The sequence below is a fragment of the Novosphingobium sp. Chol11 genome, from assembly GCF_945870625.1.
In the GTDB taxonomy this organism is placed as follows: domain Bacteria; phylum Pseudomonadota; class Alphaproteobacteria; order Sphingomonadales; family Sphingomonadaceae; genus Novosphingobium.
Genome location: NZ_CAMBTS010000014.1, coordinates 21193 through 45892 on the forward strand (window position 1 = coordinate 21193; position 24700 = coordinate 45892).

General features: G+C 64.1%; 24 protein-coding genes. 10 read left to right on the plus strand and 14 right to left on the minus strand.

From position 1 onward, the window contains the following. Positions 1 to 22: 22 nt before the first annotated feature. The 4 genes from tuf to rpsL form a co-directional block, all read right to left on the minus strand. A complete protein-coding gene (gene tuf / locus Q0O40_RS04380; protein WP_295526696.1) occupies positions 23 to 1213 on the minus strand; it encodes an elongation factor Tu in 1191 nt (396 codons plus the stop codon). Between the two features lie 132 nt (positions 1214 to 1345). Then, positions 1346 to 3418, minus strand: a complete 2073-nt coding sequence (fusA, locus tag Q0O40_RS04385) for an elongation factor G (protein ID WP_295526699.1) — start codon at positions 3416 to 3418, stop codon at positions 1346 to 1348. Positions 3419 to 3555: 137 nt separating this feature from the next. Next, positions 3556 to 4026 (minus strand): 30S ribosomal protein S7, encoded by a 471-nt coding sequence (gene rpsG, locus Q0O40_RS04390; RefSeq protein ID WP_295526701.1) that lies wholly within the window; start codon positions 4024 to 4026, stop codon positions 3556 to 3558. A gap of 150 nt (positions 4027 to 4176) precedes the next feature. Further along, entirely contained in the window at positions 4177 to 4548 is a 372-nt protein-coding gene (gene rpsL / locus Q0O40_RS04395; protein ID WP_295526703.1) for a 30S ribosomal protein S12, read from the minus strand. 553 nt (positions 4549 to 5101) lie between these two features. On the opposite strand from rpsL, the gene Q0O40_RS04400 reads away from it, so the two are divergent. Further along, a complete protein-coding gene (locus Q0O40_RS04400; RefSeq protein ID WP_295526705.1) occupies positions 5102 to 5353 on the plus strand; it encodes a glycine zipper 2TM domain-containing protein in 252 nt (83 codons plus the stop codon). Positions 5354 to 5465: 112 nt separating this feature from the next. Here the strand turns inward: Q0O40_RS04400 and Q0O40_RS04405 are convergent, their stop codons facing one another. The 5 genes from Q0O40_RS04405 to Q0O40_RS04425 form a co-directional block, all read right to left on the minus strand. After that, complete coding sequence (locus Q0O40_RS04405; protein ID WP_295526707.1) at positions 5466 to 6008, minus strand: MarR family transcriptional regulator; 543 nt, start codon at positions 6006 to 6008, stop codon at positions 5466 to 5468. A gap of 40 nt (positions 6009 to 6048) precedes the next feature. Next, a complete protein-coding gene (locus Q0O40_RS04410; protein WP_295526710.1) occupies positions 6049 to 6183 on the minus strand; it encodes a hypothetical protein in 135 nt (44 codons plus the stop codon). A gap of 96 nt (positions 6184 to 6279) precedes the next feature. Next, entirely contained in the window at positions 6280 to 6495 is a 216-nt protein-coding gene (locus Q0O40_RS04415) for a hypothetical protein (protein WP_295526712.1), read from the minus strand. A 38-nt stretch (positions 6496 to 6533) separates the two neighbouring features. Beyond that, positions 6534 to 6926 (minus strand): hypothetical protein, encoded by a 393-nt coding sequence (locus tag Q0O40_RS04420; protein ID WP_295526715.1) that lies wholly within the window; start codon positions 6924 to 6926, stop codon positions 6534 to 6536. 184 nt (positions 6927 to 7110) lie between these two features. Next, on the minus strand, positions 7111 to 7794 hold the full coding sequence (locus Q0O40_RS04425) for a helix-turn-helix transcriptional regulator (protein WP_295526718.1): 684 nt from the start codon (positions 7792 to 7794) through the stop codon (positions 7111 to 7113). Between the two features lie 219 nt (positions 7795 to 8013). Between Q0O40_RS04425 and Q0O40_RS04430 the strand changes: the two genes are divergently transcribed. From Q0O40_RS04430 to Q0O40_RS04455, 6 genes are all read left to right on the plus strand, one after another. Beyond that, complete coding sequence (locus Q0O40_RS04430) at positions 8014 to 8637, plus strand: response regulator transcription factor (RefSeq protein WP_295526721.1); 624 nt, start codon at positions 8014 to 8016, stop codon at positions 8635 to 8637. A 51-nt stretch (positions 8638 to 8688) separates the two neighbouring features. Beyond that, positions 8689 to 9096: a hypothetical protein gene (locus Q0O40_RS04435; protein WP_295526723.1), complete on the plus strand. Its 408-nt coding sequence runs from the start codon at positions 8689 to 8691 to the stop codon at positions 9094 to 9096. 122 nt (positions 9097 to 9218) lie between these two features. Further along, positions 9219 to 10955, plus strand: a complete 1737-nt coding sequence (locus tag Q0O40_RS04440) for a type I secretion system permease/ATPase (protein WP_295526725.1) — start codon at positions 9219 to 9221, stop codon at positions 10953 to 10955. Continuing rightward, positions 10955 to 12304 (plus strand): HlyD family type I secretion periplasmic adaptor subunit, encoded by a 1350-nt coding sequence (locus tag Q0O40_RS04445; RefSeq protein ID WP_295526727.1) that lies wholly within the window; start codon positions 10955 to 10957, stop codon positions 12302 to 12304. The genes Q0O40_RS04440 and Q0O40_RS04445 overlap by 1 nt, the downstream gene beginning before the upstream one ends. Positions 12305 to 12316: 12 nt before the next feature. Continuing rightward, positions 12317 to 14041, plus strand: a complete 1725-nt coding sequence (locus tag Q0O40_RS04450; RefSeq protein WP_295526729.1) for a TolC family outer membrane protein — start codon at positions 12317 to 12319, stop codon at positions 14039 to 14041. Between the two features lie 124 nt (positions 14042 to 14165). Next, entirely contained in the window at positions 14166 to 16088 is a 1923-nt protein-coding gene (locus tag Q0O40_RS04455) for a potassium transporter Kup (RefSeq protein ID WP_295526731.1), read from the plus strand. Here Q0O40_RS04455 and Q0O40_RS04460 read toward each other — a convergent pair. From Q0O40_RS04460 to modA, 3 genes are read right to left on the minus strand one after another with little or no spacing between them, the layout of a single operon-like run. Then, positions 16085 to 16705 (minus strand): ATP-binding cassette domain-containing protein, encoded by a 621-nt coding sequence (locus Q0O40_RS04460; RefSeq protein ID WP_295526733.1) that lies wholly within the window; start codon positions 16703 to 16705, stop codon positions 16085 to 16087. The two genes, Q0O40_RS04455 and Q0O40_RS04460, sit on opposite strands and share 4 nt — an antisense overlap. Next, positions 16695 to 17393, minus strand: coding sequence for a molybdate ABC transporter permease subunit (gene modB / locus Q0O40_RS04465; RefSeq protein ID WP_295526734.1), 699 nt, complete (start codon positions 17391 to 17393; stop codon positions 16695 to 16697). The genes Q0O40_RS04460 and modB overlap by 11 nt, the downstream gene beginning before the upstream one ends. Then, entirely contained in the window at positions 17393 to 18178 is a 786-nt protein-coding gene (gene modA, locus Q0O40_RS04470; RefSeq protein ID WP_295526735.1) for a molybdate ABC transporter substrate-binding protein, read from the minus strand. Before modA ends, modB begins: the two co-directional genes overlap by 1 nt. A gap of 310 nt (positions 18179 to 18488) precedes the next feature. Here modA and Q0O40_RS04475 point away from each other — a divergent pair, with 310 nt between their 5' ends. From Q0O40_RS04475 to Q0O40_RS04485, 3 genes are all read left to right on the plus strand, one after another. Beyond that, positions 18489 to 19034: a thioredoxin domain-containing protein gene (locus Q0O40_RS04475; protein ID WP_295526740.1), complete on the plus strand. Its 546-nt coding sequence runs from the start codon at positions 18489 to 18491 to the stop codon at positions 19032 to 19034. Between the two features lie 84 nt (positions 19035 to 19118). Then, positions 19119 to 20471, plus strand: coding sequence for a hypothetical protein (locus Q0O40_RS04480; RefSeq protein ID WP_295526736.1), 1353 nt, complete (start codon positions 19119 to 19121; stop codon positions 20469 to 20471). 145 nt (positions 20472 to 20616) lie between these two features. Then, positions 20617 to 21228, plus strand: a complete 612-nt coding sequence (locus Q0O40_RS04485) for a hypothetical protein (protein WP_295526737.1) — start codon at positions 20617 to 20619, stop codon at positions 21226 to 21228. Positions 21229 to 21834: 606 nt separating this feature from the next. Here the strand turns inward: Q0O40_RS04485 and Q0O40_RS04490 are convergent. Together Q0O40_RS04490 and uvrA are read right to left on the minus strand one after the other, a co-directional pair. Further along, a complete protein-coding gene (locus Q0O40_RS04490; RefSeq protein ID WP_295526738.1) occupies positions 21835 to 22692 on the minus strand; it encodes a MipA/OmpV family protein in 858 nt (285 codons plus the stop codon). A gap of 49 nt (positions 22693 to 22741) precedes the next feature. After that, on the minus strand, positions 22742 to 24700 hold a 1959-nt coding region (gene uvrA, locus Q0O40_RS04495; RefSeq protein WP_295526739.1), incomplete at its 5' end, for an excinuclease ABC subunit UvrA.

The window sequence follows — 24700 nt, forward strand, 5'->3', positions numbered from 1 at the left end:
CCACGCCGGAGCGCGGCCTATATTACTTTGTGATCGTGCTGACAACCCCAGAACCGACGGTGCGGCCACCTTCGCGAATAGCGAAGCGCAGACCCGGATCCATCGCGATCGGAGCGATCAGTTTGACCGAGAGGCTGAGGTTGTCGCCCGGCATGACCATCTCGGTGCCTTCAGGAAGGATCACTTCGCCGGTCACGTCGGTGGTGCGGAAATAGAACTGCGGGCGGTAGTTGGCAAAGAACGGCGTGTGGCGGCCACCCTCTTCCTTCGACAGCACGTAGACTTCGGCCGAAAACTCGGTGTGCGGCGTGACCGAACCGGGCTTGCAGAGCACTTGGCCGCGTTCCACGTCTTCACGCTTCACGCCGCGCACCAGTGCGCCGATGTTGTCGCCGGCTTCACCCTGATCGAGCAGCTTGCGGAACATTTCCACGCCGGTGACGACGGTCTTCTGCGTGTCCTTGAGGCCGACGATCTCGACTTCCTCACCAACCTTGACGATACCAGCCTCAACGCGGCCAGTCACAACGGTGCCGCGACCAGAGATCGAGAACACGTCTTCTACCGGCATCAGGAACGGCTTGTCGGTCGGGCGCGGCGGCTGCGGGATCCACTCGTCGACTGCCTTCATCAGCGCATAGATCGATTCCTTGCCGATCTTGTCGTCGCGACCTTCGAGAGCGGCCAGCGCCGAACCCTTCACGAAAGGAATGTCGTCGCCTTCAAAGCCATACGAGCTGAGCAGTTCGCGCATTTCGAGTTCGACGAGCTCGAGGATTTCCTCGTCGTCGACCTGATCGACCTTATTCATGTAGACGACCAGAGCAGGCACGCCGACTTGACGGGCGAGCAGGATGTGCTCGCGGGTCTGCGGCATCGGGCCGTCAGCCGAGTTCACCACCAGGATCGCGCCGTCCATCTGCGCCGCGCCGGTGATCATGTTCTTCACATAGTCGGCGTGGCCCGGGCAATCGACGTGGGCGTAGTGACGGTTTGCGGTCTCGTATTCCACGTGGGCGGTCGAGATCGTGATGCCACGCTCGCGCTCTTCCGGCGCCTTGTCGATATTTGCATAATCGGTGAACGTCGCGCCGCCGGTCTCGGCAAGCACCTTGGTGATTGCCGCCGTCAGCGTGGTCTTGCCATGGTCAACGTGACCGATGGTGCCGATATTGCAGTGCGGCTTGGTCCGCTCAAACTTCGCCTTAGCCATTGCTCAAACCTTCTTTTCGCTAATTGTTGATTGCTGTTGGAGGCGGCCCTTTTTGAGCGCCGCTCGAAATGCAGGGGCCGCCACTAGCCGGATCATTGCGATCAGGCAAGCTTCTCCTTAACCGGCGCTCGCCTAGGCCAGCTTTTCCTTCACCTCGGCCGCGACGTTTGCCGGAACCTCTTCGTAGTGGGAGAAAAACATCGAATAATTCGCCCGGCCCTGGGTGAACGAGCGCAGCTGGTTAACATAGCCAAACATGTTGGCCAGCGGCACCATGGCCTCGACGACCTGGGCATTGCCACGGCTGTCGGTGCCCTGGATCTGCCCGCGGCGGCTGTTCATGTCGCCGATGACATCACCCAGATAATCCTCGGGCGAGACGACTTCGACCTTCATGATCGGCTCGAGCAGCTTGATGCCCGATTTCTGCGCCACTTCGCGCATTGCGGCGCGCCCAGCAATTTCGAACGCCAGCGCCGAAGAGTCGACGTCGTGGTAAGCGCCGTCATATAGCACGATCTCGAAGTCGATGATCGGGAAGCCGACCAGCGAACCCGAAGCCGCCGTCTCGCGGAAACCCTTTTCGATCGAGGGAATATATTCCTTGGGAATATTGCCGCCCTTGATCTCGTCCTTGAAGACAATGCCGCTGCCGCGCTCGCCCGGCGTGACCTTGACCTTCACGCGGCCAAACTGGCCAGTGCCGCCCGACTGCTTCTTGTGGGTGTAATCGACGTCCACCGGCTTGGCGAGGTACTCGCGGTAAGCCACCTGCGGCGCGCCGACATTGGCCTCGACCTTGAATTCGCGGCGCATGCGATCGACGATGATGTCGAGGTGAAGCTCGCCCATCCCCTTGATGATCGTCTGGCCCGATTCATGGTCGGTCGAAACGCGGAACGAGGGATCCTCGGCCGAGAGGCGATTGAGCGCAACGCCCATCTTTTCCTGATCGGCCTTGGTCTTGGGCTCCACCGAAAGCTCGATCACGGGCTCGGGGAATTCCATGCGTTCGAGCACGATCGGCGACCGCTCGGCGCACAGCGTGTCGCCGGTGGTGGTTTCCTTCATGCCCGCGAGCGCCACGATGTCGCCCGCGAAGGCTTCGTCGATGTCCTTGCGGTCGTTCGCATGCATTTCCAGAATGCGGCCGACCTTTTCCTTCCGGTCCTTGACCGAATTCAGGTACGTGCCTTTGGTTAGCGTGCCCGAATAGATGCGGATGAAGGTAAGCGTGCCCACGAACGGATCGTTCATCACCTTAAACGCGAGCGCCGAGAACGGCGCGTCGTCCTTGGGCGGACGGCTGTCCTTCTCGTCGCTGTCCATCTTCACGCCCTGCACGTCCTCGATGTCGAGCGGCGAAGGGAGATAATCGACCACGGCGTCGAGCAGCGGCTGCACGCCTTTGTTCTTGAACGCCGAGCCGCAGACCACAGGCACGAACGAGTGGTTCAGCGTGCCTTTGCGGATGCAGGCCTTCAATGTCGCCACGTCGGGCTCGTTGCCCTCAAGATAGGCTTCCATGGCGGCGTCGTCCTGGTCGATGACCAGCTCGATGAGCTCTGAGCGGTAAATCGCGGCTTCGTCGGCCAGATCAGCCGGGATTTCCTCGAAGAAGAAGTCCGCGCCGAGCGATTCGTCCTTCCAGATGATCGCGCGGTTGTTGACCAAATCGACCAGCCCCTTGAGTTCGGCCTCGATCCCGATCGGAATGTAGAGCACCGCAGGCTTGGCGCCGAGACGGTCGATGATCGACTGCACGCAGTACTTGAAGTTTGCGCCGGTGCGATCGAGCTTGTTGATGAAGCACATGCGCGGCACGCCGTACTTGTCAGCCTGGCGCCACACGGTTTCCGATTGTGGCTCGACGCCGGCCACGCCGTCAAAGCATGCCACCGCGCCATCGAGCACGCGCAGCGAACGCTCGACTTCGATGGTGAAGTCGACGTGCCCCGGGGTGTCGATGATGTTGATGCGGTAATCGCCCCAGAAGCAGGTCGTCGCGGCCGAGGTGATCGTGATCCCGCGTTCCTGCTCCTGCTCCATCCAGTCCATCGTCGCGGCGCCATCGTGCACTTCGCCGATCTTGTACGACTTGCCTGTGTAGAACAGGATGCGCTCGGTCGTCGTGGTCTTGCCAGCGTCGATATGCGCCATGATGCCGATATTGCGGTACATCGAGAGCGGATGGCTACGTGCCATGGGAAGTTCCTTGGGTTCGGAGGGACCTGCATTCCCGGTCAACGCGACCGAGGTTTTCAGACCCGCCCCATATGGTTAGTTGCGTGACCGTTTAAAGACGGCCCCTAGAGCAGAGCTAGAGGCCTGCCAACGCCAATTTACCAACGATAGTGGCTAAACGCACGGTTGGCATCGGCCATGCGGTGCGTATCTTCCCGCTTTTTGACCGCGTTGCCGCGATTGTTGGCGGCATCGAGCAATTCGCCCGAAAGACGCGCGGCCATCGTTGTCTCGCTGCGGTTGCGCGCGGCGGTAATCAGCCAACGGATCGCCAGCGCCTGGGCGCGTTCGCTGCGCACTTCGACAGGCACCTGATACGTCGCACCGCCGACACGGCGCGAGCGCACTTCGATCTGCGGGCGCACATTGTTGAGTGCGTCGTGAAACAGCTGGAGCGGATCCGCCTTCGAGCGGGTCTGCATGGCTTCCATCGCGCCATAGACAATGCCTTCTGCGATCGACTTCTTGCCGTCGAGCATCAGGTTGTTCATGAACTTCGACAAAGTCTGATCGCCAAACTTGGGATCGGGCAGGATGATGCGCTTTTCGGGGCGACGACGACGTGACATCTTGAATTCCTTCTCACTTTCCCGGCCCTTGCCCCTGCCCTTCTGTCTGGCGGGGATTAATGGCAACCGGGCTTATCAGCGAGGCGTTCCACTTGAAGCTTATGCTACCCGGCGATCCGGGCGCGCCTCAGGCGATCCGCCACAGGCGGATCATTTGGGACGCTTGGCGCCGTACTTCGAGCGGCTCTTCTTGCGGTTCTTCACGCCCTGTGTGTCGAGCACGCCGCGCAGCACATGATAGCGCACGCCGGGAAGATCGCGCACACGCCCGCCGCGGATCAGCACCACCGAGTGCTCCTGCAGGTTGTGGCCTTCGCCCGGGATGTAGGAGATCACTTCGCGCTGGTTGGTCAGGCGGATCTTGGCAACCTTGCGCAGCGCCGAGTTCGGCTTCTTCGGGGTCGTGGTGTAGACGCGCGTGCAAACGCCGCGCTTCTGCGGGTTCTGCTCCATGGCAGGAACCTTGGACTTGACCTTCTGCGGCTCACGGCCCTTGCGGACCAGTTGGTTAATCGTGGGCATGAAAAAACTTCACCTTGGATGGTGGCACTGCCGGATCATGGTGAAGGGCTTTGTCATCCGCACAATGGGCTGGTCCGCGCAAATGAGCGGACCTCCCGCCATGCTGCCCCGAGGCAGACTGGCGAAACGCTGTGCGAACTGAAAACGCTCCACCCGGAACCTGAAGGACCGGGTTACTTTGACGATTTGCAGCGCATGTTCGCAGACCCGATTCGGATATCCGGTTGTCGGACGTCCGCTTATGATCCTGAAAGGCAGCAAAAAACGGAAAACTCCGCCTATTGAGGCCCTGCACGCGCACCGGCAATGTTCAGCTCTAATGCTCCGGGAGGGGCCGAGGCCCTTCTCCGGTGAAGCGCGCCATTAGGAGCATTCGCGCCTACGGTCAAGCGCTCACCGCGCGCGCCGCGCCGCGCGCTGAAATCGCAGCAAAAAACGACCGGGCGTGCGCGCATGAAGACCAACCGGCTTTGCGCAGCGGACAGACCATGGCACACCTGAACCGCGCCAAACCCGAATGCGAAGGGCCTTAAACATGCATTTAAACATGCCATTGAACAAGATCGTCATCGCCTCCGCCACCGCATTTGCCATGCTCGGCGCAACGCCCGGCGAGGCGCGCGATTGCAAGCGCCTGACCAAGACCGAAGGCGCGGTGATCGGCACCGTTGGCGGCGCAGTGCTGGGCAAGCTGCTGTTGGGCGGCGCTGCCGGCACGGTGATCAGCGGCGTCGCGGGCGGCGTGGCCGGCCACGAGATCGCGCGCAAAAACCGCCGGAAATGCCAGACCTACCGCAGAAGATGATCACTCCAGAAAGGGATAGCGGCACAAGGTGCTAACGGCGCGCAGCTCGGATCGCGCGCTCCGGGCAAGGTCGCGTGCCCCCTCCCCTCCATGAGCAAACCATTGGCGGCCCTCATTCTGCGGCGAGAGCAAATCCCTCTTGCTGTGCGCCGCGCAGTTCCGGCACCGCCAGTTGCAGCGACGCCAGCGACGCCTGCATGAAGCCTGTCATCGCGACTAGTCCGCGCCTGCTGAGCTTGACGAAGGTGCGCCGGCCATCGCGGCCATCCTCTTCGCGTTCGACCAGCCCGCGCGCCTCCAGAATGCGCAGCCAGCGCAGCGCGGTCGTGGGCGGCACATGGGCGCCGATGCAGGCGCTGGTCGTCGGCACGCGGCGGCCTTCATGCGCAGCGATAAACAGATCGAGCAGGATGTCCCACGTCGGTTCGCCAAACAGGTCGGCCGATAGAAAGCGGTGGCGACGGCAGCGCAGCGCGTAAGTCTGGCGGGCCAGCGCCAGTTCGGCGGCGGCGGCGGCATGGCGGCAATCCGCAGCGTCTGCATCGGCCGGGGCCGCCGCTCCAAACTGGTCGTCCGGCCCAACCGCGCGCAATATCCGGACCCGTTTGCCCGCACGACCTTTGCGCGGCGCTTGGGCAGAGCTTTGGGTGATCATCGGGAAAGCCCCTTCAAACTGTTCATGGGTTCACCTGACGTTAGGCCGGCCGCCATGATTGGTAACGGCCAATGCGCCGCTGGCGATAGACATGCGCCAATGTTCCCACCGCGAGAATGGCCAGCTGGAACGCGAAGGGAATCTGGGTCATCGCGTAGTAGGCTCGCCGCGCCATGGTAACGTCCATGAGCTTGGCAAAGTGCCCCAGCACGACAAGCACTTGCGAGGCCGAAACCCACAGCGTCCATCCGCGATTGGCCTGAAGCGCAATTCACAGCAAGCTGCCAAAGGCCCACAAGTCGATCACCAGATGGCCCGGATTGACCACATACCAAGCAGGATCGTCGAACAGGGCATGGTTGGCCAGATCGAGCACGAACGTTGCCATGAGCACCGTCGCCACCAGTCTTTCGGGCTCGTCTCCCTTGCGGGCCGCGAAAAACATGGTGGCGAAAAGCCAGACTCGCAGAATCACTATCCAGCTCATGGCGCATCACAGACCCTTTACGGGCGAAATGGCAAGCATCATGCTGCGTTTGCGATAGGCGTAGTCACTTCGGCTTCGATCTCGGCCCGCACCGGGCAGCCGTCGACACCGCCGTTGGTTTCTGTCGCGATGGTGCGCAGCCGCCCATGCACCCGGGCAAGCTCGCCGCCGGCATCAACCATCGATTGCTGGCTCTTGAGCAGACGCATCAGCGCATCCTGCCCGACAAACGGCTCAAAGCCGCCATCGCGCCGCGCACCGACCATGGTCATCAGCAACTGCGCCTGGCTCAGCAACGCTTCATCCAACGCTGCTTCTGCTTTGTGCAAATCGCGCGTGACGCGAAGCTGGGCCACGTCGAACGACATTGCCGAGGGCTGCATTCCGGCCTGCACTGCAGTAAACGTAAGTGTATCGATCCGATTGGTCATGTATCTTCCCCCTGCGGGACCCGGATTGGGCGCCGCGCGTGTTTGCTGGTCAGGAGAAGTTCGAACGGTCAGCGCGCTCAACGAGCGAACCGGATTTCACAGGACAGTCAGCGATCGAAAATCTGCGTTAACTGCGCAAACATCGCCAAGCCGCCCATGAGAATCAGCATCAGGAACACTGTGATCAGGGAAATTGCCCCGAGCCGCAGCACCGTTCCGTATGGACCATCAAACCCCTCCGGAAGAACATGGTGGTACCAGCTGCGGAACCCTCGCCTGACGTTGCTGCAGTTGGCAGCCCCGTGTCGGCAAAGGGCAAATTCAGCGAGATCGCCACCAGCCCGTCCTGATTGCTGTGGTGGAGGGGAAATGCCGGGGAAGCAACATGGGAAAAGCCATATACGGATTGTTCGTATAGCGGCTGGGCGGCAACTGGCGGGTTGGCGGCAGTTGCAGGCTGGGCGGGTTCTGCCGAGAGGGCGGCCTCGCGCGGGGCTTCGGCGTCGATCAGGCGGCGATAGGCCTGCGCCACTTCGCTGCGCGTGGAAACGCCGAGTTTGGCCCGCGACAGCATGATGCGCTGGTCGACGGTGTGCGGGGATATCCCCAGCGCCCGCGAGATTTCTTTCGACGTCTTGTGCTGGATGAGCAGGTCGAGCACCTGCCGCTGCTTATCGGTTAACTCGGCGGCCGGAGCATTCTGATCCGCTACGCCCGACTCACGCGGCCCCAGCGCGCCGCTTGTGATGAAGCCCCGGTGCTTCTCGTTCAAGAGCCCCATTCCACTTGAATTTCCGACCGTTACAAGCATATCCTTCGACGCGCCCCCGCGTTGAATTTGATCCATTTTCAATGTGATTGATTTCATGCTGCATCGCAAGGGAAAGTAAACGTAAACGGTTAACTATTTACATGGGCAAAAACCACACCTCAATCCTGGTAGTATTGCAGGTGAATTTTGGGGCACTTTGCCAACCAAACGGCTGAGAATGGCACAAGCCGCCACCGCCCCACCGAGAGGAGCCGAGGTGCGCAGGCGCTTGGCGGCCCCCTGCGGGCAAGCGGAGCGCGGTTCAAGGATGACAGCATGATCTCGGTAGTTGTGGCAGACGCACATGCGCTCATCCGCGCCGGGATCGAAGCCGTGCTTGTCGGCACCCGGTTCCGCATCGTGGCGGCGTGCGCCAATGGCGCGGAAGCGCTCGATGCGATCGAAAGCCATGATCCGGTGATTGCGCTGCTGTGCAACGAGTTGCCGGGCATGAGCGGGATTGAGGTCTTGCAAACACTGCGCGCCGCAAGGGATCAGCGCACGGTGGTGATGCTGGCAGACACCATCACCGATCACCAGTTGCGGGTGATGATGCGCGTCGGGATCCAAGGGTTCGTTAGCAAGAGCAGCGAAGCGCCCGAATTGCTAGCCGCGCTGGAGCACACGAGTAGCGGGCAGAGGGCCATTCCTGCAGCCCTGCTTGAGCGTGCGCGCGTTCTTGCGCAGCAACCGGAAGCGGCCAACTCCTTGGAGCAGCTCACCTCGCGCGAACAAAGCATTGCCGGCTTGGTCGCGCAGGGCCTGAAGAACCGCGATATCGCCGCGCAACTGGGCATCGGCGAAGGCACGGTCAAAGTCTACCTCCATACGATCTACGCCAAGCTGGGCATCGCCAATCGCACCGCGCTGGCCACGCTCGCGATAAGGATGGTTACGTAACAAGGGCTTAGCGGATTGCGCGCGCGGCAGCGGCGGCTAAAGCTTTATGTCATGGCCCTGAGCAACGCCGAGCGGCAACAACGATATCGCCAGAACCTGAAAGCGCGCGCCTCGGGCGACGCGATCGGGCGTCAGGCCCGCATGGCGGTGGAGCGCGCGATTGCCGCGCTGTGGTCCTTTCATGAGCGGCCAGGCCCCGGCGGGATCGCCTGGGCGCAGATCGATGGCTGCGAGACGCTCGATCAATACCGATCTGAGCTGGAGCGCAGCCCGGGAAATCTGATCCAGGCGTGCCGCGCTTTCGTTCCAGATTTCGAAGGACTGGCACCCGGCGAGGCGAAAGCCATCGCCGCTGTGATCGAGATGGCCGATGCCTTGCGGCTGGCCCGTCCGCGCCCATTCGCGCTTGCAAACCCACAATCACCCGATGCGCGGACAATTGTCACAATCCCCGTCTAACGCGCTTCGTCAGCCTGCCTTCTGGGGGTCTTCCGCATGCAATCGCGCTTGCTGGTTAAGGCCCTATCGGTTAGCCGAAATTAAGAGTTTAGCCGACATCGCGTGGCAAGGAATCGCAAAGCGTGGACCGTCAATTTCTAAGTCTGTTTGTGCAGCGTTATCGCAGCGGTCTGATCCTCGTCGCGATCGCCAGCGTCATGCTCAACGTGCTGGTCTTTGCCGGTTCGGCCTACATGCTGCTGGTCTACGATTCGGTCCTGCCCAGCCGCAGCGTGCCCACGCTGATCAGCCTGTTCGGCATGCTGATCCTGATCTACATATTCCAGTCGATTTTTGAGGCCATCCGCGCCGAAGCTCTGCTCGGCATTGCCAATGGGGTGCACGACGACCTGTTCGAGGCGGTGCATTATGCAACAGTCACCCGCCCGTTGCGCACCGCTGGAGACAAGGGCGACGGTCTGCAGTTCACCCGCGATCTCGACTCTGTCCATTCGTTCCTCGCCGGGCAGGGCCCGGTTGCGCTGATCGATCTGCCGTGGGTGATCGCGTTTCTGATCGTGTTGACCATCCTGCACTGGGCGCTCGGGCTCACCGCGCTGATCGGCGTGATCATCATTGCCGGCCTTGCGCTATGGTCCAACCGGCGCACGCAAACCGGCTCGCGCGAACTGGCCAACATCACCGGGCGGCGCTCGGCTGCCGCGCTGTCCGAAATCCGCTTTGCCGAATCGGCGCTGGCGATGGGCATGCAGGAGCGGCTCGTCGCGCGCACTTCGGCTTGGGAAAACAGCTTCATCGAAGCGCAATCCTATCTCTCGCGCACCGTTTCGCGGCTCGGCGGCGCCAGCCGCACGTTTCGCATGCTGCTCCAATCGCTGATCCTGTCGGTCGGCGCGCTGTTGGTGATCGATGGCCAGGCCAGCGGCGGTGTCATTCTCGCGTCCTCGGTGCTGTCGGGCCGCGCGCTCGCGCCGGTCGACATGGCCATTGCCAACTGGAAGGGTCTGGTCGCCGCGCGCAGCGGCTGGGCCCGGCTGGTCCAAGGCATCGCCACCTTCCGCAAGCCAGCCGAACGTCAGATCGCGCTGGCGCGGCCTGCGCAAGAGCTTGCCCTGCGCGATATCTGGGTGGCGCCGCCCGGAACGCAGCGCTTCACGCTATCCGGCGTGTCGTTCTCGCTCACCCCGGGTCAGGTGCTGGCGGTGATCGGCCCCAGCGCGGCGGGCAAGACCACGCTGGTGCGCGCAATCCTCGGAATCTGGCCGCCCACCCGCGGCGAAGTGCGGATCGACGGGGCAACCTTGGACCAGTGGAGCCCCGAAACGCTCGGCAGCTATTTCGGCTATGTCCCGCAAACGGTCGATCTGGTCGATGGCACGATCGGCGAGAACATCGCTCGCTTCGATCCCGAGGCCACCTCGGACGGGGTTGTCGCAGCGGCGCGCGCGGCAGGCATGCACGAAGTCATCCTCGCGCTGCCCGATGGGTATGAAACAATGGTCTCGGCCGGCGCGGTCGAGCTTTCGGCCGGGCAGCGCCAGCGCATCGGGCTGGCGCGCGCGCTTTATGGCGATCCTTTCCTGCTGGTGCTCGACGAGGCAAATTCCAACCTTGATGCCGCTGGCGACACAGCCCTTGCCGCGGCAATTGCCGGAGTTCGCCTGCGATGCGGCATTGTCATCATGATTACGCACCGCCCCGCCACATTGGGTCCGGCAACCCATCTGGCGGTCATCAACGCAGGCCGCCTGACCGATTTTGGACCGCGCGACGAAGTGATGCAGCGCTTGCAGGAACAGGCCGAACCGGCCCGCGTGGCCGGCGAAACCGCTGCCGTCAAAGCGCGAGGGGCCGTTTGATGAACATGCCGGTAAAATTCACCGACCCCGCGCGGCAGCTTCTGCCCGTGCTGGCCGAAGAAGGCGGCGACAAGGCCAAGGCCCCGCTGCTGTTGCAGCGCCTGCTGAATACGGTGGGCGGCCTGCTGCTTGTCTTGCTCTTGCTGGCGGCGGTCGTGCCGATTGGCGGCGCGGTGATCGGCGGCGGGTCGGTCGGCGTGGAAGGGCGGGTAAAGCGTATCGCGCATCCCACCGGCGGCGTGATCGCGCAGATCTTCGTGAAAAATGGCCAGCACGTCCGCCAAGGCCAATTGCTGATGCGGCTCGATGATAACGTCACCGGCGCGGACAAGACCTTTTCCAACCTCAGCGTCGAGCAACTGATGGCGCAGCGCGCGCGGCTCGAATCCGAGCGGATGGGGCTGGGCACGATCAACTGGCCCGCCGAGCTGACCGGAAGCGCCAACCCCAGCGCGCGCAAGGCGATTGCCGACGAAGTGCACATGTTCAGCATGCGCCAGTCCGAAGAACGTGAACTGCGCGCGCAGCTGGCGGCGCGCATCAAGCAGTACAACGAGGAAATTCGCGGCATCGAAGCACAGATGGCCGCAATCAAGGAACAGCGCCGCTTGATCGAGCCCGAACGGCAAGGCGTCAAGGAACTGTGGGACAAGCAGCTGGTGACGATCAACCGGCTCAACCAGCTGGAGCGCACGGCGGTCGATATGGAGGGCAGCGTTGGCTCGCTCACGGCGCAGATTGCGCAGGCGCGCGCCAAGATCACTGAGGCGCAGGAACAATCGATCCAGCTCACCCAAACCCGGCGGCTTCAAGCCGGCAACGATCTGGCGCAAGTCAACACCGCGCTTAACCAGCAGCAGTTGCGCAGCGTCGCTGCTTCCGACCAGCAAGGCCGCAGCGAAATCCGCGCGCCCTATTCGGGCACTATTGAGAAGATCGCCTTTGCCGCGATCGGCGATGTGATCCGCCCGGCCGAGACGATCATGGAAATCGTGCCCGATCAGGATGGCATGATCGTGGAAGCCATGGTTAGCCCGGAAGACATCGATCAGGTGCGCCGCGGCCAGCAGGCGCGGGTGCGCTTCTCGGCGTTCAACCGCTCAACATCGCCGGAAATTCCGGGCAAAGTGGTCTATGTGGCATCAGACCGCAGCGAGAATCCGGAACTGCGGCAATCGTTCTACATGGCCCGTGTCGAAGTGGATCAGGCCGCTGTGCGGAAGGCCGATCTGGCGCTGCGTAGCGGTATGCCGGCCGAGGTCTACATCGAAACCGGCAGCCGCTCGCTGCTGTCCTATGCCATCAAGCCGATAAGCGATCAGTTCAACCGCTCATTCCGCGACAACTGAGCAGAAAAATCGATGCGCCCGAACACTTTATGCCTGTTGCTGGTGGCCACTTCGCTGGCTGCAATCCGGCCTGTTATGGCGCAGGAAAACGCGCCCATCGTAGGCTCGGTCGATGCCATTAAGGAGCAGACTGGTCTGGAGCTAACTGGCGCGCCGGATGCGGCGGCGTCAGGCGAAATGCCCGGAGCATTGGAGGACGCGCGGACTTTGGAGGAAACCGCAGGCGGCGTTCGGCTTCGCCCCGAACTGCCCGAGGGCACCCCGCCTGAAGTGGCCGCGCAGGCGACCGGCAACACCCCGGTCAGTGGTTTGGCGGAGGCCTTGCGCCTTGCTTACTGGACCTCACCCTCGCTGCTGTCGCAGCGCGCGCTGTTGCGCAGCGTGGACTACCGCGTGCCGCAAGCGCGCGCCGCGTTTGGCCCCTCGATCACCTATCAGGCTGATTATTCCTACCAACGCACCCAGGCCGATCAATTGTTTGGTACGGATCTCATTAACCGCGGCTGGAGCTCGACCGCGCAGGCGATCCTCACCCAGCCGCTGCTCACCTTCGGCCGCAATGCCGCGCAGGAAGACGTGGCGCAGGCGCAAGTTGGTTTTCAGCGGCAGGCGCTTCGCTCGGCCGAGCAACAGGCGATGCTCGATGCGATCGGAGCTTACGTCGGCGTGCTTCGTGACCGCGCGAGCGTAACCATCGCGATGGACAATCTGGCGACGCTGGAAAGCGAACTCTCGGACAACCGCGCCCGGCTGGCGGTGCGCGAGGTGACGTCGACCGATGTCCAGCAGGTTGAGACGCGCGTCGAGCTGGGCCGCGCGCAAGTCTACATCGCGCAGCGCGATGCGGCGACGAGCGAGGCCACCTTCGTGCGCATGGTCGGGGTGCCCCCCGGCCAGCTGGCAGCGCCCAATCCATTGCAGCTGCCGGTGGATACGCTCGAAGACGCCTATGTCTATTCGCTGGCGCACAACCCGATCGTGCTGGCCGCGCAAGCCCGCGAACAGGTCTCGCGTGCCAGCCTCGCTGCCGCCAAGGCCGAGCTGCTGCCCCGCGTCGATTTTCAGAGCACCGCCGGCTATGGCAGCCGCACTCCTTACACAGATCGGCTGCGGCAGACCGATTTTCGCGGTCGGTTCGTGGTCACAGGGCCTTTGTTTCGCAGCGGCCTGCTGCGCGCGCGCATCAGCGAAGCGGCGGCGGCGAATGATTCCGACTGGCGGCTGCTTGATGCGTCGGTGCGCGAAAGCCGCGCCACTCTGGCCTTAAGCTGGAACGACTGGAAGGCGCAGATCGCCTCGATCGACCGCTTTGGGGCGGCGGTCGATTCAGCCCGCAAAGCCTACGATGGCGCGTTGCTGCAAGAGCGCGCGGGGCTGCGCACGACGCTCGACGTGCTCGATCTGGCGCGCGAACTGCTGCTCGCGCGGGGCAATTATAACAACGCGATTGCTTCTGCCTATATCGCGCAGGCGCGCGTGATGGCCGTGGCCGGCGCGCTGGAGCAATCGTGGCTTCTGCCCGATGATGATCGCTACGATCCGCTCAAGCATTTCCGCAAGGTGCGCCGCCACGGCGATATTCCTTTGCTGACCCCGCTGATGCGCGTCCTTGATGGCATGCCGCTCACGCAGACATCAGGCACCCGCGCTGTGCGCGACCCCGGCGCCGTGCGGACGACCGCCCCGGTCAAACTGATGCAGATCAAACCTGCGAGCGAACCGGCAAAAGCGCCCTGAGCGCGGGAGGCTCGACGCGCCGTTGCGCCGGTAGCAATCGATCTGCCGGTTGGTGCCCTCCCCGGTCTTCGGCAGCCCACGAAATCTCTCGCAGTGGCAGCAAGACAAGCGTAATCGAGCGGCGATGAACCCCATCACGACTCATGCTGACGCGATAGCGCCAGCCGCGCTAGCCCATCAGGCTGGCCATCAGAAGCAGAGCCTCGCCACGCTTTCGATCGGCGCGATCGGCGTTGTGTTTGGCGATATCGGCACCTCGCCGCTCTATTCGCTGCGCGAAAGCTTTATCGGCCACCACCCGCTGGCGGTTGACCGCCCGCATATCTTCGGTGTGATTTCGCTCATCTTCTGGACGATGATGCTGATCGTCACGGTCAAATATGTGTTCATCATCCTGCGCGCGGACAACAAGGGCGAAGGCGGCAGCCTTGCGCTGCTAGCCCTGCTCGGACGCCGGCTGGGCGAATCGCGGTGGAGCGCGCCGATGGTCATGCTCGGCCTGATCGCCACCGCGCTGTTTTTCGGTGATGCGATCATCACCCCGGCGATCTCGGTACTTTCGGCGATTGAGGGGCTGACCGTGGTCCATCCCGGCTTCGAAAAGCTGGTGCTGCCGATCTCGGTGGCGATCCTGATTGCCCTGTTCGCGATCCAGTCGCGCGGCACTGCGGCGATGGGCAAGCTGTTCGGCCCGGTCATGCTCGTCTATTTCGCCGTGCTGGCGGCGCTTGGGATCAACGGGATCACCCATGCTCCCGAAGTCCTGCTGTCGCTCAACCCGGTCTACGCAGCCAATTTCTTCCTGCTCGATCCGGGCCTTGGGTTTCTCGCGCTCGGCTCGGTCGTGCTGGCGGTGACTGGGGCCGAGGCGCTCTATGCCGATATGGGTCATTTCGGACGGCGCGCGATTATGGCGGCGTGGCTGTGGGTGGCCTTCCCCTGCCTGCTGCTCAACTATCTGGGACAAGCCGCGCTGATGCTGCGTGATCCGGCGATGGCGCAGAACCCGTTTTTCCTGATGGCCCCCGATTGGGCGCGGCTGCCGCTGGTGCTGCTCGCCACGCTGGCCACGATCATCGCCAGCCAGGCGGTCATCTCGGGCGCATTCTCGGTGGCGCAGCAGGCGGTCCAGCTCGGTTTCCTGCCGCGCATCCGCATTCTCCACACCAGCGCCAGCGCCGCAGGGCAGATTTACGTGCCGGTGGTCAATTGGGGGCTGCTGGTGCTGGTCATCCTCGTCGTGCTCGGCTTTCGCAGTTCGAGCAACCTCGCAGCCGCTTATGGCATCGCGGTGACTGGCACGATGTTCATCACCGCCGCCATGCTGGGCGTGCTAACCTTCGGCGTGTGGAAATGGCCGCCGCTGCTGGCGGGGCTCGCCACGGGCGTGTTCCTGCTGATCGACGGGGCCTATCTTGCATCCAACCTGATCAAGATCCCCGATGGCGGCTGGTTTCCGCTGGTGGTGGCGGCGGTCGCATTCGTGATGCTGACGACATGGGCCACCGGGCGGCGCATCCTGCGCGACCGGCTGGCCGAAGATTCGATGCCGTTCGATCTGTTCCTCAAATCGGTTGCGCTCAAGGTGCGCCGGGTTTCTGGCACCTCGGTTTTCCTCACCTCGACCACCGAGGGTATTCCGCCCGCTATCCTGCACAATCTCAAGCACAACCACATCCTTCATGACCGGGTGGTGATCCTGACCGTGGTGATCGAAAGCGTGCCGCATGTGCCTCCCTCGGTCCGGCGCGAGGTCGAAGATATGGACTGCGGATTCTACCGCATCATCCTCCACTTCGGGTTCATGGACGAGCCCGACATTCCCGCCGAGCTGGCGCAGGAAACCCGCGCCGGCGGGCCGTTCAAACCGATGGACACCAGCTATTTCCTCGCCCGGCAAACGCTGCTCGCTTCGAAGCGGCCGGGTATGGCGATCTGGCGCGAAAAGCTTTTTGCCTGGATGATGCGCAACGCCGAAAGCGCGATGGTATTTTTCCGCCTGCCGACCAACCGGGTGATCGAGCTCGGAAGCCAGCTGGAAATCTAAAGCTCGACGATATGATCGGCCAGCCGGTCAATCTGCGCGCGTTCGTGGGTGACCAGCAGGATCGGCAGCGCGAATGCGTCGCGGATACGGACCATGACTTGCATCACCTCCTCGCGCCGCGCGCCGTCGAGCGAGGACAGCGGCTCGTCCATCAGCAGGAAGGATGGCCCCGCCATCAGCGCCCGCCCGATCGCCACCCGCTGCGCCTCGCCGCCCGAGAGCGTGCGCGGCCGGCGCGCCAGCAGCGCTTCGATGCCGAGGAAGGCGCACGTCTCCTCCAGGCCGAAGCGGCGGCGTTCTGGCGGGGCGAGCCGCGCGCCGAACAGCAGGTTCTGGCGCACCCGCAGATGGGGAAAGAGCCGCAGATCCTGGAACACCATGCCGCAGGCGCGCCGCTCTGGCGGCAGGTCGATCCGCGCCGCGCTGTCGAACAGCACCCGTCCGCCCACCGCAATCCGGCCCTCGGCGGGGCGCAGCAGCCCAGCGATCGCCTCGAGCACGCTGGTCTTGCCCGCGCCCGAAACGCCCACCAGCGCGGTAATCCCGGCGGGCGCGGCAAAGCGGCAGGCGATGCGGCGGGGCCCGCGCCGGAGCGCGATGTCGATCTCAAACGCCATATTTTTCCGCGGTCCCGGCGCGGCGGGTGAGGAGGTCCGAGGCGATCAGCGCCGCCAGCGACAGCACGATCGAGACCGCCGCCAGCCGCCACACCCGCGCTTCGCCGCCTGGCATTTCGAGCGCCGAATAGATCAGCAGCGGCAGGGTGCGGGTCTCGCCCGGGATGTTGGAAACAAAGGTGATCGTCGCGCCGAATTCGCCGAGCGAGCGGGCAAAGCCGAGCACCGCGCCCGCCAGCACACCGGGCCAGGCCAGCGGCAGGGTGATTTCCCGGAAGGTGCGCCACGGCCCCGCGCCGAGCGTGCGGGCGGCCTGCTCCAGCCGGGGATCGACCGCTTCGAGGCCGAGCCGCATCGCTCGCACCATCAGCGGCAAGGCCATCACCGCCGCCGCCAGCGCCGCCCCGGTCCAGCGGAACAGGAAGGTGATCCCAAACACATCTGCCAGCACCCGCCCGGCGGGACCATCGGGGCCGAACGCGATCAGCAGCGCCCAGCCGATCACCACCGGCGGCAGGACCAGCGGCAGGTGCACCGCCGCATCGAGCAGGGTCTTGCCCGGAAAACGGCCGCGCGCCAGCAGCCACGCCAGCCCGAACGCCGCCGGCAAGCCGCCCGCCACCGCCACGAGGCTGACCTGCACCGAGAGCGCGACCACGCCCCATTCCTCCGCCGAGAGCAGTTCCATCAGCGCGGGATGAAGCCGAAGCGGCGGAAGATCGCTTTGCCCTCAGCCGACAAGAGGAAGCGGCGGAAACCCTCGGCATCCGGGCTGGCCGAAGTGGCAAGGCGGGCGAGCGGATAGGTGATCGCCGTGTGCGACCCCGCCGGGAACACCCCGACAACGCGCACCGCCGGTTCGGCGCGGGCATCGGTGAGGTAGACCACCCCCAGCGGCGCGGCACCGCGCGCCACCAGGGCCAGCGCAGCGCGGACATTTTCGGCGCGGGCGAGGCTGCCTTCGACTTGGGACCAGACGCCCAGCCGGGTCAGCGCCTGCTTGGCATAGCGGCCCGCGGGCACCGCATCGGGATCGGCCACCGCCAGCCGCCCCCCCGCCAAAGCTCGCATCAGACCAAAGCCGGGACGGACCGGCAGGCTCCCCCGCCGCGCCGCAGCGGGCGCGACCAGCACCAGCTGGTTCGAGAGGAAGGGCACCCGGGTGCGCGGCGCGATCAGGCCCTTCTTCTCCACATAAGTCATCCATTCCTCGTCCGCCGAGACGAACAGATCGGCAGGAGCGCGGGCTTCCACCTGCCGGGCAAGCGCGGAGGACGCGGCGAACGAGACCACCGGGCGCGGATGGCGGGCGCGACCTTTGGGCGCGGCCCAGGCATCCGCCGCCGCGCTCATCGCCTCTTGCAGGCTGGACGCGGCCAGCACCAGCGGGCCTTTCGGCGGCTGGGCCATGACGGGCGGGCCGGCCGCCAACAGGAGCAGCAGCAGCGCGGATTTGAGGACGGAGCGGATCATCCGGGTTTCCTGCGATATCTATATCCCGGGGTATATAGATATGCTCGGGCCGAGGGAACCCCCACCCCCTTCCCCAATCCCAACATTGCGCTTTGCCGCGAAGCATGACAGGGCGCGCCGGAATGGGCCGTGCCCGCCGAAAGGACCGTTTGCCATGAACCTGCGCCCTCGCACGCTGCTGGCCTGCGCCGCCCTGATCTCCTGTTCAGCCCCCGCCGCCGCGCAGGACGCCGGCTGGGTGCTGGCCCCGCAAGTGGCCGCGATCGGCGCGAAAGACCGGGTTTATGGCGCGGCCGGGGCAGACCTGAGCATGATCGTGTGGATCGATCTCGAATGCCCTTATTGCAAGGTGTTTGGCGGGACGCCCGAGCGGGTGGTCGATGCCGCGGGCGGCAAGCTCAATCTGGCGGTACGGCTCTATCCGCTGTCGTTTCATGGCCCCGCCGCGGTGCTCGCCTCGGCCAGCGCGCTGTGCGTCGGCGATCAGGCGGGCGCGACCGGATTTTACAAGTTCATGAGCGGCTGGCTGGCGCTGACCGGCGGGAACGGCAAGGGCATTGCGGCGAGCAGCGGCAACCCCGCCGCCGCCGCCGCGCTCGGCGCGGCCAGCGGCGCGGGCAACAAGGCCAAACTGGCCGCCTGCACCGCATCCCCCGCCACCGCCGCGCGGATCAAGGCCGAGATCGACGACGGCGAGGCCGCACGGATCACCGGAACGCCCGCCATCGCGGTGCGCAACAACAAGACCGGCGAGACGATCATGGCGGCCGGCGCGCTGAGCCAGGACGATCTGGAGACGGCGGTCAATTATCTGGCCGGGCGGAATGATACGGGTGCGGCTCCGCCGAAAACCTGATGCGAATGGCGCCGCCGCCGCCCCCGCCACCGCCACCTTCACCGAGGGCCAAGTTGACATAGTTGACAGGGTCCAGGGAAGCGATTGCGGCCATGGCACAGCGTCTGGCCCGGGCGGCCTCTGCGCGAGCGATTTGACCTCGAACGGCGCGAGCCAGCCGTCTTCTTCGCCAGCGCCAGTGAGCGCATCGATCCGGGCATAACACTGCGCGGCGGCGGCATCCCAAACGGCAGCAGCGGCAGCGCGGGTTTCGGCCAGGGCAGCGGCAAGGGCGGCGACCAAGGCCTCTTCCGCTTCATCCCGGCATTGCGCCGCGCCGTCTTCATCGGCGGGCTCATCGGGTGCGGCGTCATAAGGTGCGGCGTCGTCATCGTCGTTGTCACCGGCGGGTGCGCGCCAGTCCTCATCGAACTGCGCCGCGTCTGCGCTATCATGATCGGCGGCGGCGCCCCAGTCATCGTGTTCGGCTGGCGGTGCGCCGCACTCGTCGTCATCGGGCCCAAGGCCCAGCGCGGCGCGCAAGGCCTGCTCGGCTTCGGCGACTTCTTCGGCGATATGTTCGGCGCGGCTGGCAAGCGGCGGGGTCCACCCCTCCCCTTCGGCCAGCGGCGCGGGATCGGCCTCGCCGCCGAGCAGCGCTTCGAGAAATTCATCGAAGCGCCCGCCGGTGGCGCAGGCGCGCTCGGCCTCGTCGCAATGCTTGTCGAGCCGGGCGAGGTGCGCGAGCAGCAGGCGGCTATCGAAGCGCACGCGGCGGCCGACCGCCTCGCCCCGGTAAAAGATCGTCTCGCTGGTGCCGTTCATCGCGCGGTCGGCGAGTACTTGTTCCGCCGCATCGCGCGCGAGCACCAGCGCCGCCTCCCACCCCTGCGCCAGCGCGGCATCGCGCCGCTTGTGCACATAGGCCGCCTGCGCCGACAGCCCGACCTCGGCGCAGGCGACGCGGACATTGCCGTGCGAGGCGAGGTGATGAAGGAACTGCACCTGCCGCGCGGGCGAGAAGGTATTGGCGCGGGGGGTTTGAGGATTAAGCCCCTCCCGCTCGCAGGAGGGGGTGGTGTGCGCCTGCTCCGCCTCCCGCGCGCGGGAGGGGGCCGGGTGGGCGAACGCATACACCTCGTCCTCTCGAACGTACCCACCCCCGGCCCCTCCCGCAGGCGGGAGGGGGGAGGAAGCGTCGCGCGGAACCCCTCCCACAGGCGGGAGAGGAGCATAACGCCCCGAAATTGCCGCGATGGGATCATTCGGCAGCCCGATATCCCGCTCCGCCAGTATCCACCCCCGCCCGAACCCGCTGCTGCGCTTGCTGTCCATCCTTGCGACTCCCGTTGGAACAAAAACGGAACGATGGCATGGATGGGGGGATGTAGGACAGGGGTTTGGCGGGGCGGGTGGGGACGCTGGCGAGGCGGCGGGCGAACAGAGGAACGAGATTAAAAATGATTACTGCGAATTTCGCCAGAGACGCGATGTATGTATAAATTACAAAACCATATGGAACTTTTGAATATTCTGACCAAAATGGAGACATGATTTTGAAGTATTCAAGAATTAACTTCGTGACGTTACAAAGGAGGGTGAGATGGAAATATTTATTGATATCGCTGGGATGTTTTATCGCCACCGCGTCACCGTTGGTGAAAACCCGAGTGTTTTTGATGTTATGGACGCAGTACGAGGTCAACGCGCCCTACACGGTGGAGGTACATTGCAGTTTGATATCGAACCATCAGCAACTATCGAGAATCCAGACGGTTCACCGATGGAATTCATATCTTATATTGAAGTAACCTATGACGATAACAGCAAACCAGTGTCAAGGCAAGGCAATGGCGAAATAATCTCGGGCGTTTACGCTTTTAATGATGGGACTAAAGTTTTTCCCGATAAACAAGATGGCAACATTCGCTTCCAGCTTGTTTGGCAATATTATGTCACGTCTAAGCTTGGTGTTGTTAAAAATTTGGGCAAAGACGGATCACGTAAGATTGTAGGATTGAAAAGCAACAATCTCATGCCGCCAGATATTACATTAGAATCTGGCGATACGATTATGTGGAGGCTCGTAGCAATATTTGACCTCGAACAAACGGCTGAAAAAGAAGCGAACAAAGGAGCCTTCGGTGGTGTTGCGCCAACTGGAACAGCAAGAGCTATCGGTTCCATGTTGAAAACATTGAACCAGCAGCAATAAAATTTGGTCAGTGCAGGATTTGCATAAGAACGTTGATTTACGCCCATCTAGCCCGCACTGGCGGGCAATCCCGCAAGCTTCGGCATCCTTCCCCCTTGATGGGGGAAGGATACGCAGGCTTGGCCTACTTGGGCCTAGCCGGAGTTGGATGGGGGTGACCAAGCGATGAGAAAAACGCCGCCGCCGGTCGATGTAACGCTGGCGCGGGCATTGCGCCGTGATCCGACCGAGGCGGATGCGGCGATTTCGGCGGCGGGTGGCGCTTGGATGGCCTGAGGCCCCTGCCTGCGCAGGGGCGCTGATTGCGGCTGCGCGCGTCCCGGCGAAGGCCGGGACCTCGGGCGGGGTGGCGCTGGGATGATGTTGTGCGGTCTTTGCAGGCTCTGCGCGGGTTTGGTTGGGGTTGGGGTTGCCTGAGGGTGCCCCTCCACCACCTTTCAGGTGGTCCCTCTCCCCGTGCCGGGGAGGAACGGGTTGTGGTTGCCTGAGAGTGCCCCTCCACCACCCTTTGGGTGGTCCCCCTCCCCGTGTCGGGGAGGAATTTAGTGGTTGCGCTCCACTACCCTTCCTTCGGCAGGCTCAGGGTGAGCGAGGCGGTCTCCCTCTTCAGTTCCAGGTGAAGCGGTAGCCGTAGGCGAGGCCCACGCTGAATTGGTCGCGGCGGCCGCGCTCGCGGATCAGGGTGCTGCTGGCGGCGGCATCGGCGAGGCGGTCGTAGCCGGTGAACAGGGTGATCGCGCCGAGGCGGCCGCGTTCGCCCAGTGGGCGGATGAGCGATCCGGCGACACCCGCCGAGACGAGGCCCGAACCGGTGCGGAAGGGGGCGAGGCCGGCGCGGGCGCCTTGCAGCGGGGAGACGCCGAAATAGACCTGCGTATAGTCGGCATCGGCAAATGTGGCGCGCACGCCCAGCGCATAGCGGAATTTGCCCGCCTGATCGCTGAAGCGGGCCGAGGTATCGGCGACGAGGCCGGTGTGCCCGCCCGTGCCCTGGCGGACTTCGGCGCGCAGGGTGACGCGGCGATTAGGGCTATATTGCGCAAAGCCGCCGAATTCCCCCGCCAGCCGGACATCGCCGAAGCCGCGCAGCGCGGTGCTGCCGCCGGTGATCAGGAACGGCGAGCCGCCGGTGGATTCGCGGCGGCCGAAGCGGATCTTGGCGATCGGGCCGATCTTCCAGCCATCCTGATTGATCGCATTCCAGCCCAGCCCTTCCTGCACCGAGAGAAACGCGGTGTCCTTGTAGTTCACCCGCAGATCCGGGAACACGGAGAACGCGGTATCGCGCGAGCCTTGCCACGCGGGGGCGACGATGGGGGCGATACCGACGGTGAGCACCCAGGTGGGCGGCGGCGGCGGGCCGCCGGATGGCAGCATCGGCCGCGCGGCTTGCGCATGGGCGGCGCAGGGAAGCGCGAGAAGGAGCGCGGCGGCGGCAAGCGGGAGGAGCGGCGAGCGTGTCATTATATCATATCCTGATGGTCGGCTTAATCGGCGCTATACCGGGCGGCCTTCACCTTTTCAACAGCGGGCCAAGATAGCTGCCGGTGAAGCTGCGCAGATTTTTGGCGACTTGCTCGGGCGTGCCTTCGGCCACCAGCTCGCCGCCGCGCACGCCGCCTTCGGGGCCGAGATCGAGCACCCAATCGGCGGTTTTGATCACATCGAGGTTGTGTTCGATCACCACCACGCTGTTGCCCTGATCGACGAGGCGGTGGAGCACTTCGAGCAGCTTGCGCACGTCTTCGAAATGGAGGCCGGTGGTCGGTTCATCGAGGATATAGAGCGTCTGCCCGGTGGAGCGGCGGGCAAGCTCCTTGGCCAGCTTGACGCGCTGCGCCTCTCCGCCCGAGAGCGTGGTGGCCTGCTGGCCGACCTTGACATAGCCGAGGCCGACCTCGTTGAGCATGTGCATCCGCTCGCGGATCGGGGGCACGGCCTTGAAGAACTCCTCGGCATCCTCGATCGTCATATCGAGCACATCGGCGATGGAGTGGCCCTTGAACTTCACCTCCAGCGTTTCGCGGTTGTAGCGGCGGCCGCTGCATTCCTCGCAAGTGACGTAAACATCGGGGAGGAAGTGCATCTCGATCTTGATCAGGCCGTCGCCCTGGCATTTTTCGCAGCGGCCGCCCTTCACGTTGAAGCTGAAGCGGCCGGGTTTGTAGCCGCGCGCGGCGCTCTCGGGCAGGCCGGCGAACCAATCGCGGATGAGGGTGAAGCTGCCGGTGTAGGTTGCGGGGTTTGAGCGGGGGGTGCGGCCGATGGGGGACTGGTCGATCTCGATCACTTTGTCGCAGTGTTCGAGCCCGGTGACACGGTCGTGCGCGCCCGCCACGAGGCGCGCGCCATTGAGCGTGCGCGCGGCGACGGCGTGGAGCGTGTCGATGGTGAAGCTCGATTTGCCCGAGCCGGAGACGCCGGTGACGCAAGTGAACGTGCCGAGGGGGATGCTGGCGGTAACGTTCTGCAGGTTGTTCGCCCGTGCGCCCTCCACCGTGATCTTGAGTCCGTTGCCTTTGCGGCGCTTCTTGGGCACTTCGATGCGGCGCGCGCCTGTCAGATATTGGCCCGTCAGGCTGGCGGGATTGCCGAGGATATCGGCCAGCGTGCCCTGCGCGACGATCTCGCCGCCGTGGACACCCGCGCCGGGGCCGAGGTCGACGATGTGGTCGGCGGTGCGGATTGCGTCCTCGTCGTGCTCCACCACGATGACCGTGTTGCCGAGATCGCGCAGCCGCTTGAGCGTGATCAGCAGGCGGTCGTTGTCGCGCTGGTGGAGGCCGATGCTGGGCTCATCGAGCACATAGAGCACGCCCGAGAGGCCCGAGCCGATCTGGCTGGCGAGGCGGATGCGCTGGCTCTCGCCGCCGGAGAGGGTGCCGCTGGTGCGGTCCAAGTTCAGGTAATCGAGGCCGACATTGTTGAGGAAGCCGAGGCGGTCGTTGATTTCCTTGAGGATGGCCTTGGCGATCTGGTTTTGCTGCGCGGTAAGATGTTGATTTAATTCGCCATACCACGCCACGGCGGCGGCGACGGAGAGGTGCGTGATGCTGGAGATATCGTGGCCCGCAACCTTGACGCTGAGCGCCTCGGGCTTGAGGCGCGCGCCGTGGCAGGTCTCGCAAGGCTGCGCGGTCTGGTACTTGGACAGCTCCTCGCGCATCCATGCGCTCTCGGTTTGCAGGAGGCGGCGGTTCAAGTTGCCGATCACGCCTTCGAAGGCCTTGGCGACGGTGTAGCTCTTCTTGCCATCGATGAAGGTGAGCGGCACGGGCTTGCCTGCGGTGCCATAGAGGATGACAATTTTGACATCGGACGGCAGCTTGTCCCACGCCGTTTCGAGGCTGAAACCGAAGTGGCCCGCGAGGCTGGCGAGCACTTGCATGTAATACGGCGAGGGCGGGTTCGACTTGGCCCAGGGCACGACCGCGCCTTGCTTGAGGCTGAGGTTTTCGTTGGGCACGACCAG